We start from the raw sequence: 10966 nt of genomic DNA, 5'->3' as shown, positions 1-10966 counted from the left end.
CGCCGCGCGGCCGGACCGCCCCGCCGCGCTGTCGTCGGTCGCGCCCGGAGCAGGGGCGGTGTCGGGGGTGGTGGGACGGGACGGCGGGCGGGCGGTCACGAGAGGGCCTCCTCGGGGCGGGGCGGGCGTCGGTCGGGTCTCAGGGGGCGTACGGGCGGCGGATCGGCGGTTCTCTGCGGCCCCTCACCCCCGGCCGTCGTCGGACCCGGCGGACCGGGACGGGCCCGGCCCGTCCGCCCCCACGACCGGTTCGCCGCCGGCCGCCAGCCGCCGGATGGCGGCCATCGGGACGGACAGCCAGTCGGGCCGGTGCCGGGCCTCGTAGAGCACCTCGTAGACGGCCTTGTCGGTCTCGTAGGCGCGCATCAGTTCGGGCGCCGAGCGCGGATCGAGCCCGCCGGCCTCCGCATAGCCCCGGCAGAAGGCGTCGCGGGTGCGCCGGGCCCACTCCAGCGCCCAGGGGTCGCCGCCGGCCGGGCCGCTGCGCGCGGCGTAGTCGAAGGACCGCAGCATCGCCGCGATATCACGCACCGCCGGCTGCGGCCGGCGCCGCTCGGCCAGCGGGCGGGCCGGTTCGCCCTCGAAGTCGATCAGCGACCAGCGGCCCTCGTCGGCGGAGCGCAGCGTCTGGCCCAGGTGCAGATCGCCGTGGATGCGCTGGGCGGCCCAGCTGCGGCCGTCGTGGCCGATCGCGGCCAGCGCGTCGAAGGCGGTGCGCAGCCGCGCGCGGTAGGGCTGCAGCACGGGCACGGCGCGGGCGGTGGCGTCCAGCCGCTCGTTCATCTGGGCGGCGATCACATCCAGCTGCGGGCGGCGCAGCTCGGTGGTCGGCAGCGTCTGGGCGAGCGCGGTGTGCACCTCGGCGGTGGCGTGGCCGAGCGCCCGCGCCGAGCCGGTGAAGTCGGCGCGCACGGCCAGCGCGTTCAGCGCCAGCTGCCAGCCGTCCGCCGAGCCCGGCAGGAACGGCTGCAGCACGCCCAGCGTCGTCGCCTCGCTGCCCTCCTCGGCGGCCGCCGACTCGTACCAGGCGGCGGGCGCGGGAACCCGCGCACACTTGGCGTCCGCCAGCGCCCGCGGCAGCTCCAGATCCGGATTGACGCCCGGCTCGATCCGCCGGAAGACCTTCAGGATGAAGGAATCCCCGTAGACGATCGAGGAGTTGGACTGTTCGACGGCGATCGGCCGGCCCGGCAGCCCGGCGGGGATGTCGGCATCGGGCTCCCGGCAGAAGCGCAGCGCACCGAGTCGGCCCGGGACCCGCAGCCGCTCCAGCAGCAGCCCGCACAGCCGGGTGTCGAGCAGCGCGTCGTAGACGGTGCGACCGCGCAGCGGACCGCCGCCGGGGCGGCCGATCGCGGCCGGCGCCAGCTGTGGCGACAGCGCCGGATGCACCCCCAGGAGGAGCTGGTAGCAGTCGCCTCCGATGGGCGTACGGCTCGGGGGCGCGCTCTGCTGGGCGCGGACGAGCAGGAGCAGCAGGCCGGGTGCGCTGTCGTCGGTGCACGGCAGCAGCTCGGTCGCCGAGAGCAGTGTGAAGCCGGTGATCAGCCGTCCCTTGCCGGCGAACCAGCGCTGGCGTGGCACCCAGTCGGCGAGCAGGGGTGCCAGCGAGGACAGCAGATCGGGTGCGGCGGCGAGCGGGCGGTGGTCAGGGGTGTTTCGGGTGGCACGGGTCGAGGCGGTGTCCGACATGGCGTCGCGTCCTTTCCCCGGGCACACGACATATAGGGCAAAGTGTCCCGGAATACGGCCTTGACTGTGCGATGGCGCGGTGGGGGTACCCCCAGACGGAGGCTGACGGTGGTACACCCGGACGGAGTCCGGGGGCGGCACCGGGCGAGCTCGTCCGTACGGCAGCGGTGAATCCCGCGTGCCCTGCTCCGCTGCGCGGTGGTTCCCCTCCCGAGCCGGGGGACCGACGATGGCTCACCCGGCCCGTGCGGTAGTAGGGAGACTGCCCGAGCGAAAGGTCAAAAAACGCCCGTACGCGCCATGCGGCCGCGTACGGGCGTGTTTCCGGCACCCGTGCCCGGTCAGGGCGCCGGCCCCGGGGCGGGTCTTTCGGCTCGCCCCGGGCCCGCGGCCCCCAGGGCACGCGCTAGCCGGAGTTCCGGCGCAGCCGGAACCAGTAGAAGCCGTGACCGGCGAGGGTGAGCAGATACGGCAGCTCCCCGATGGCCGGGAAGCGGACGCCGCCGATGAGTTCCACCGGATGGCGGCCGCTGAACGACCGCAGGTCCAGCTCGGTGGGCTGGGCGAAGCGCGAGAAGTTGTGCACGCACAGCACCAGGTCGTCGTCCGCGCCGCCGGCGCCCGGCGCCTCCCGCAGGAAGGCCAGCACCGCCGGGTTGGTGGACGACAGCTCGGTGTAGCTGCCGAGCCCGAACGCCGGGTTCTGCTTGCGGATCTCGATCATCCGGCGGGTCCAGTGCAGCAGCGAGGAGGGCGAACTCATGGCGGCCTCGACGTTGGTGACCTGGTATCCGTAGACCGGGTCCATGATCGTCGGCAGGAAGAGCCGGCCCGGGTCGCAGGAGGAGAATCCGGCGTTGCGGTCCGGCGTCCACTGCATCGGGGTGCGCACCGCGTCGCGGTCGCCGAGCCAGATGTTGTCGCCCATGCCGATCTCGTCGCCGTAATACAGGATCGGCGATCCCGGCAGCGACAGCAGCAGCGCCGTGAAGAGCTCGATCTGGTTGCGGTCGTTGTCGAGCAGCGGGGCCAGCCGCCGGCGGATGCCGATATTGGCGCGCATCCGCGGGTCCTTGGCGTACTCCGCGTACATGTAGTCGCGCTCTTCGTCCGTGACCATTTCGAGGGTGAGCTCGTCGTGGTTGCGCAGGAAGACGCCCCACTGGCAGCCGGACGGAATGGCCGGCGTCTTGGCGAGGACCTCCGAGACCGGATAGCGCGATTCGCGGCGTACCGCCATGAAGATGCGCGGCATGACCGGGAAGTGGAAGGCCATATGGCATTCGTCGCCGCCGACGCCGTAATCGCCGAAGTAGTCGACGACGTCCTCCGGCCATTGATTGGCCTCGGCCAGCAGCACGGTGTCCGGATAATGCGCGTCGATCTCCGCGCGGACCCGCTTGAGGAAGGAGTGCGAGGCGGGCAGGTTCTCGCAGTTGGTGCCCTCCTCGGCGTACAGGTAGGGCACCGCGTCCAGCCGGAAGCCGTCGATCCCCAGATCGAGCCAGAAGCGCAGGGCGGAGATCATCTCCTCCTGGACCGCCGGGTTCTCGTAATTGAGGTCCGGCTGGTGGGAGAAGAAGCGGTGCCAGAAGTACTGCTTGCGCACCGGGTCGAAGGTCCAGTTGGAGGCCTCGGTGTCGACGAAGATGATGCGGGCGTCGGCGTACTGCTTGTCGTCGTCGGCCCACATGTAATAGTCGCCGTACGGGCCCTCGGGGTCGGTGCGCGACTCCTGGAACCACGGGTGCTGGTCGCTGGTGTGGTTCATCACCATGTCGATGATCACCCGCATGCCGCGATGGTGGGCGGCGTCCACGAATTCCACGAAGTCGGCCAGATCACCGAATTCCGGAAGCACCGCGGTGTAGTCGGCGACATCGTAACCGCCGTCCCGCAAGGGGGATTTGAAGAACGGCGGCAGCCAGAGGCAGTCCACCCCCAGCCATTGCAGATAGTCGAGTTTGGCCGTGATGCCCTTGAGGTCGCCGATGCCGTCGCCGTTGCTGTCCTGGAAGGAGCGCACCAGAACTTCGTAGAAGACGGCCCGTTTGAACCAGTCGGGATCGCGGTCCTTCGCCGGGGTGTCCTCGAACGTGTCGGGGACAGGCTCATTGACGATCAATTGGGTGACCCTCCGATCGGTGAGGACGGTCGCAGCGACAGCACATGGGCGGGCGCGAGCGAGCGGCCCGGCTCCAGGCGCACATAGTTGTCCCTGCCCCAGTGGTAGGTATCGCCGGTGAGCTCGTCGCGCACCGGGAAGGACTCGTGCCGGCCGAGGCCGAGTTCCGGCATGTCCAACGACACCGTCGCCTCGTGGGTGTGGTGCGGGTCGAGGTTGACCACCGTGAGCACCGTGTCGGCCCGGTCGCCGTGCCCCTCGTGCTTGGAGTAGGCCAGGACGGCGTCGTTGTCGACGCGGTGGAAGCGCAGGTTGCGCAGTTGCTGCAGGGCAGGGTGCCGGCGGCGGATGCGGTTGAGCGCGGTGATCAGGGGGGCGATGGTCTGCCCCGTTCTGGCCGCCGCATCCCAGTCGCGCGGCCTGAGTTGGTACTTCTCCGAGTCGAGGTACTCCTCGCTGCCGGGGCGTACCGGCGTCGACTCGCAGAGCTCGTACCCGGCGTAGACGCCCCAGGTGGGGGAGAGGGTGGCGGCCAGGACGGCGCGCACCTCGAAGGCGGGCCGGCCGCCCTCCTGGAGGTAGGCGTGCAGGATGTCCGGGGTGTTCACGAAGAAGTTGGGCCGCAGGTAGCCCGCGCTCTCGCCGGACAGCTCGGTCAGGTAGTCGGTGAGCTCCTGCTTGGTGTTGCGCCAGGTGAAGTACGTGTACGACTGGTGGAAGCCGATCCGGGCCAGGGTGTGCAGCATGGCGGGGCGGGTGAAGGCCTCGGCGAGGAAGAGCACGTCCGGGTCGGTGCGGTTGATCTCGCCGATCACCTTCTCCCAGAAGGCCACCGGTTTGGTGTGCGGATTGTCCACCCGGAAGATCCGTACGCCCTTGGCCATCCAGAAGCGCAGCAGGCGTTCGGTCTCGCGGACCAGCCCGCGGAAGTCGGCGTCGAAGGCGACCGGGTAGATGTCCTGGTACTTCTTCGGCGGGTTCTCGGCGTAGGCGACCGAGCCGTCCGCGCGGCGGTGGAACCACTGCGGGTGCAGGGTGACCCAGGGGTGGTCGGGGGAGCACTGCAGCGCGAAGTCCAGGGCCACCTCCATCCGCAGGTCGCGGGCGGTGCGGACGAAGTGGTCGAAGTCCTCGAAGGAGCCCAGGTCCGGGTGGAGGGCGTCATGGCCGCCGGCCGGTGAGCCGATGGCCCAGGGGGACCCGACGTCGTCCGGGCCGGCCGACAGCGCATTGTTGGGGCCCTTGCGGAAGGAGGTGCCGATGGGGTGCACCGGCGGCAGATAGACCACGTCGAAGCCCATGGCGGCGACGGCCGGCAGCCGGTCGGCGGCGGTGCGGAAATTCCCGCTGGCCACGACGCCGTCCGGGGTGACGACGGCGCCCTCGGAGCGGGGGAAGAGCTCGTACCACGAGCCGTACAGGGCCCGCCGGCGCTCGACGACCAGCGGCATCGGGCGCGAGACGGTGAGCAGCTCGCGCAGCGGATGGCGGTCCAGCGCCGCCACGACCTGGGGGGAGAGCGCCGCGGCGAGCCGGGTCGCGGCGGGCAGCTCGACGTTGCGCAGGGTGTCCACGGCGCTGAGGACCGACTCCCGGCCGTCGCTCTTGGGGACCTCCGAGGCGGCCCGCTCGTGGAGGTCGGCGCCCTCGGTGAGCACCAGCTCGGTGTCGATGCCCGCCGGGATCTTGACGCCGGCGTGCTTGCGCCAGGTGGCGACCGGATCGGACCAGGCCTCGACGGTGAACGACCAGCGGCCCTCGATACCGGGGGTGACCTCGGCGCTCCACCGGTCGGTGCCGGGTGTCCGCTCCCGCATCGGGGTCCACGGGCCGCAGCGGCCGGCCGGATTGCGCAGCACCACATTCGCCGCGACCGCGTCGTGCCCTTCGCGGAAGACGGTGGCCGAGACTTCGAAGGTCTCGCCCACCACCGCCTTCGCCGGGCGGCGACCGCAATCGATCTGCGGGCGGATGTCCAGAACAGGAATACGACCGATCATGGGCTCACCTGGGCTTGTGACGCTTTGCGGGGTTTTGTCCTTTGTATCCGCTCCGCGGCGGGGGGACCCGGTGGGGGCATGGGGGCTCCTGTCCGCTTTCACTCGGCTGGCGGAGGGCAGGGCGGAGCGGGTCGGCGCTCCCCCGGCCTCCGGTCGGTGGTTCCCCCGATGGATCGTGTGCGGCTGTGCTGCGCGGGTGGGGAAGGGCGTACCCGGCGAGCCTTCCCGCGGGCGGCGGCCGGGCCGTGCGGCGCAAGGTGACCTGCTGGTGCGTGGGCGCGGACCCGGCGTGATCCGGCGGACCCGCCGCCACCCCCTCGCGGGAGACTGCGGCACTGCACTGACACGGTCGGCGTTCGCCTCCTCAACTCGGTCTGATCACAGCGGAGTTGTGGCGTGCGGATGTCCGGTTCCGCGCCGGTTCCCCTCGGCGCCACAGGCAGCCTCTCTCCAGGAGCGAGTCCGTACAAGAGCGCATGAGGGGGTGGAATCAGCCATATCGAAGGACGCGGCGGTAGGGAGGCCGCGGGGCCGCGCGGGGAAGTCAACTGGGCATATGCGCACGTGAGTTGCCGCGGCGGCCGGCGTCCGGCGGGGGGTGCGGCCGGCCGGTGCTCCCGTCGCGGAAGGGCGGCGTCGGGCCATGAGGGCGAGGGTGCCGTGCCCGGCGGCGTACGGGTGACCGAAGGGGGCGGGACCGGCGGCCGCGGGGCGTGGGCCGTGCCTCCTCCGGCCCCGTGACATGCCGAAGCGGTGCCCGGAGAATCTCCGGACACCGCCTCCTCCGGGGTGGTCTCACCCCGGGTCGATCAGCACGTTCCCGCTCGCCGCGTCACTTGACGGCGACGCCGTCCCAGGCCGCCTCGACGCCCTTGACCTCGGCGCTGCCGGCCTTGTACAGGTCGGTGGCCGCCTTCACGGTCGCCTCACGGGCGGCCTTGTAGTCGGTGTTCGAGGTCATGTACTCGGTCAGGGCCTTGAACCAGATCTTCTCGGCCTTGTCCCGGCCGATGCCCTCGACCTTCTTGTCGTCCTTCGTCGGGCTGTCGTACTTGACGCCACCGATCTCCTTCGGGCCGCTGCCCTCGGACAGCAGGTAGAAGAAGTGGTTGGCGACGCCCGAGGAGTAGTGCGGGTCGAGGCCACCGGTGCTGGAGTCCCAGAAGTCCTTCGACTGACCGTCCTTGGACGGCTTGTCCATGTAGCGCAGCGGCTTGCCGTCACCGTTGATGTTGATCTTCTCGCCGATGAGGTAGTCGCCCGGGTCCTTGTCGTTCTTGGCGTAGAACTCGACCGAGGTGCCGAAGATGTCCGAGGTGCCCTCGTTCAGGCCGCCGGACTCACCGCTGTAGGTGAGGTTGGCGGTGGCCGCGGTGACACCGTGCGACATCTCGTGCGCCGCGACGTCCAGAGCGGTCAGCGGGGCCTTGTCGCCCTCGCCGTCGCCGTACGACATGCAGAAGCACTCGTCGTCCCAGAAGGCGTTCACGTAGTTCTTGCCGTAGTGGACGCGCGAGGTGGCACCCTTGCCGTCGCCCTTGATGCCGTTGCGGCCCTGGACCTTCTTGTAGTAGTCCCAGGTCTCGGCGGCACCGTAGTGGGCGTCGACGGCCGCGGTCTGCGGGTCGTCCGGCTTGCCGGTGCCCCACTTGTCGTCCTCGTCCGTGAAGGCCTTGCCCTCGCCGGACTCGCTGTTGCCGAGGTTGAGGGTCTTGTGGCCGCCGCGGTCCGCGTCGGTCAGCGTGAAGCCGCTGCCCTCCTTGGAGGTGCCCAGGTCGACGGAGCCGCTGAACTCGCTCTCGCCCTTGCCGGTGCGGATGTCGTCGTACTGGAAGATCTTCTTGCCGCTGTCGGCGTCGGTGATGACGTGCATCCGGCTGGGCGTGCCGTCCTTCTTGACGCCCTTGACGGTGGTGTCGTAGGCGAGGACGGGGGTGCCGGAGGCGGCCCAGACGACCTTCTTGGGCGCCTGCGCGGTGGCCTTCTTGGCGCTCAGCGACTTCACCGCGGTGCCCCGAGCCGACTGCGCGGCGGCGGTCGGGGCTATCTTCGCGGTGGTGGAGGCCACCTTGACCGACTTCTCGGTCGACTTGGTGGTGCTCTTGATGGCGCCGCCCTTGGCGGAGTGCACGATCATGTCGCCGCCGAGGACCGGAAGTCCGGCGTAGGTGCGCTCGTAGCGGGTGTGCGTGGTGCCGTCGGCGTCCTTGATGACGTCCTTGACGACCAGCTTCTCCTGCGCGCCCAGGCCGAGTTCCTTGGCGGTCTGCGCCTTGGTGGCGCTCGCGTCGCGCAGCAGTTCCGCGCGGTGCGAGGCGCTCAGCTTGAGGGGTGAACCGTCCGCGGTGGGGGCCTGGACGGGCGAGGCACCGGCGGTGCCTGCGGTGATGCCGGCGGCCACGAGGGCCGCGGCCGCGAAGGCGGTACCGGCAATACGGGTCTTACGGGACATGTGGGGGGTCACGCGTGCTCCTTCAACTTTGCCAAGTGGTGGGGGTGCAAAGCGATGCGGGTGTGACGTGCGTTCGGGAAGACTGCCATTCGAACGCGTGCATGTCAGGAGGGTGTTCGAGTATTGGCTGAAAATCGTCCGTAGAGAGGTGATCGCTGTTCGTATAACGGAGTTGGGCGCCACCCCCGAAGATCCGGGAGCGACGCCCAACATCGTTGTCCAGCTGGCCAGTTGTGACGTGCGATGATCCGCGGGACCCGCCTATGTCACACGAGGGTGACGGCCGGGTGCCGGCAGGAGATCAGAACGTCAGCTTCCAGCCGTTGATGTAGCCGGTGTCCTGAGAGTAGACGTCCTGAACCCGCAGCTTCCAGGTGCCGCTCGCCTTCTCGGAGGACGCGTTGACCGTGTAGGTGGTCTTCACGTTGGCCGCCGAGTCGAAGGCGCTGGAGTTCTTCAGCCGGTAGGCCGTACCGTCCGGGGCGATCAGGTCGACGACCAGGTCGCCGCGGTAGGTGTGCACGATGTCCACCGCGACCTTGAGGGTGCTCGGCGCATTGCCGGTGCGGCCGACATTGATCGGTGAGGTGACCGCCGAGCCCGCGTCCGGGATCGCCACGTCGTCGGTGTTCTCGAAGACGTTGCCCCCGCCGGTCGTGTTGACCGTCCAGGTGAAGGCGGCGGTACCGGTCTTCTTCGCGGCGTCGGTGACCGTGACCGTCACATTGCTGGTGCCGGCCGTGGTCGGCGTACCGGAGATCAGACCGGTGCTCGTGTTGAGCGACAGCCCGGCGGGCAGGCCGGTCGCCGCGTAGGTCAGGGCGCCCGCGGTACCGCTGGTCGCCTTGATCTGCAGGCTCGCCGCCTGGCCCACGGTGCTGGTCTGGTTGCCCGGGTTGGTGACGGTGACGCCGCCGCCGTCCGGGACGCGGGAGCCGACGTTGACCGCCGCCCAGGTGTTGGCGACCGTGTTGTACGAGGCGCTGCCCTGGCCGAACAGGTCCGCCGCGGCCTGCAGGGTGGCGGTACGGGCGCCCGCGTAGTTGGTGTTGGCGCTCATGTACTGGCTGAGTGCCTTGAACCAGACCTTCTCCGCGTTGGCCCGGCCGATGCCAGGCACCGGCAGGTTGTCGAAGGTCGGGCTGTCGTAGTGGACGCCGCCGATGTCCTTCGGGCCGCTGCCCTCGGACAGCAGGTAGAAGAAGTGGTTGGCGACACCGGACGAGTAGTGCACGTCCTTGTTGCCGACGCCACTGGACCAGTAGTCGGCCGAGGCCCCGTCCTTCGACGGCTTGTCCATGTAGCGCAGCGGGGTGCCGTCGCCGTTGATGTCGATCTTCTCGCCGATGAGGTAGTCACCGGGGTCGGAGGAGTTGTTGGCGTAGAACTCCACCGCGGTGCCGAAGATGTCGGAGGTCGCCTCGTTGAGGCCGCCGGACTCGCCGCTGTAGGTGAGGTCGGCGGTGGCCGCGGTGACACCGTGCGACATCTCGTGGCCGGCCACGTCGATGGCGGTCAGCGGGGAGTTGTTGCCGCTGCCGTCGCCGTACGTCATGCAGAAGCAGCCGTCGTCCCAGAAGGCGTTGACGTAGCTGTTGCCGTAGTGCACGCGGGAGTAGGCGCCCACGCCGTCACCGCGGATGCCGCTGCGGCCGTGCACGTTCTTGTAGTAGTCCCAGGTCTCCTGCGCGCCGTAGGCCGCGTCGACGCCCGCCGTCTGGGCGTTCTGCGGCGTGCCGTCGCCCCAGGTGTCGTCCGCGTCGGTGAACAGCGTGCCGGTCCCGGAGGAGCCGTGCTTGAGGTCGTACGTCTTGTGGTTGCCGCGCGTGGCGTCGGTCATCGAGAAGTTCGGCGCCGAGCCCGAGGTCCCGATGGTGACCTTGCCGCTGTACTCGCTGTTGCCGATGCCCTTCTCGATCCCCTGGTACTCGAAGATCTTGGCGCCGGTCGTGGCATCCGTGATGACGTGCAGCTGGCTGGGCGTGCCGTCGTCCTGCAGCCCGCCGACCACCGTCTCGTACGCGAGCAGCGGCTTGCCGTCGGCGACCCAGACCACCTTGCGCGGGGCCTTCGCGGCCTCGGTCTTCTTCGACCCGAGCGCCTGTGCCGACTTGACGGCCTTCGCCTCGGCCGCGGCCGGCTTCACCTTCGCGGTGGTGCCGGCGACCTTGAGCTGGGAGCGCACGGCCTTGGTGACGCCCTTGAGCGTGCCGCCCTTGCTCTCGTGCACCACGAGGTCGCCGCCGAGGACGGGCAGCCCGTCGTAGGTGCGCTCGTAGCGGGTGTGGACGGTGCCGTCGACGTCCTTCGAGACGTCCTTGACGACGAGCTTCTCCTTCGCGCCGAGCTTGAGCTGCCGCGCGGTCTCGGCGGTGGTGGCACTGGCTGCCCGTATCAGCTCCGCACGCTGGGACGGGGACAGCTTGGCCGGCAGGGCGCCGGGATCGGGGGCGGTGTGCGTGGTGCCCGGCCGCGGGGCGGCCGCCGTGCCGGTACCGGCCTGGACGCCGACTGCCAGCATCGCCGTGACGGCGACGAGTGCGCCGGTCGCAACGGCGCGTCCATGGGGGGTGCGTCTCACGCTGACTCCTTCTGCGGTGGCCGCTGAGTGGCGATGCGGCCGAGGGGGACCGGGCGGCGAACGGCCGTCCGGGCAGAGCGAGGCAGAACTCTTGGAGCGTGTGGGGGGAGACGAAC

Annotated in this window: 5 protein-coding genes; all 5 read right to left on the bottom strand. The window is 70.3% G+C overall.

Annotated features, from left to right (window positions below):
• Positions 1 to 183 precede the first annotated feature (183 nt).
• The 5 genes from Scani_RS03750 to Scani_RS03730 all read right to left on the bottom strand — a co-directional run bounded on the left by Scani_RS03750 (position 184) and on the right by Scani_RS03730 (position 10850).
• Complete coding sequence (locus Scani_RS03750; protein ID WP_159469991.1) at positions 184 to 1692, bottom strand: maltokinase N-terminal cap-like domain-containing protein; 1509 nt, start codon at positions 1690 to 1692, stop codon at positions 184 to 186.
• Positions 1693 to 2098: 406 nt separating this feature from the next.
• The gene (gene treS / locus Scani_RS03745) at positions 2099 to 3817 is read right to left on the bottom strand and encodes a maltose alpha-D-glucosyltransferase (RefSeq protein ID WP_159469989.1); all 1719 of its coding nucleotides are present in this window, start codon (positions 3815 to 3817) and stop codon (positions 2099 to 2101) included.
• On the bottom strand, positions 3814 to 5817 hold the full coding sequence (locus tag Scani_RS03740) for an alpha-1,4-glucan--maltose-1-phosphate maltosyltransferase (protein ID WP_159469987.1): 2004 nt from the start codon (positions 5815 to 5817) through the stop codon (positions 3814 to 3816). The genes treS and Scani_RS03740 overlap by 4 nt, the downstream gene beginning before the upstream one ends.
• Positions 5818 to 6649: 832 nt before the next feature.
• A complete protein-coding gene (locus Scani_RS03735) occupies positions 6650 to 8281 on the bottom strand; it encodes a M4 family metallopeptidase (RefSeq protein ID WP_159469985.1) in 1632 nt (543 codons plus the stop codon).
• Between the two features lie 289 nt (positions 8282 to 8570).
• A complete protein-coding gene (locus Scani_RS03730) occupies positions 8571 to 10850 on the bottom strand; it encodes a M4 family metallopeptidase (protein ID WP_159469983.1) in 2280 nt (759 codons plus the stop codon).
• Positions 10851 to 10966 lie beyond the last annotated feature (116 nt).

This window comes from Streptomyces caniferus, assembly GCF_009811555.1.
GTDB classification, from domain to species: domain Bacteria; phylum Actinomycetota; class Actinomycetes; order Streptomycetales; family Streptomycetaceae; genus Streptomyces; species Streptomyces caniferus.
Note: the sequence above shows the minus strand (reverse complement) of the source record. Positions and strands in the feature narration are given on the sequence as shown.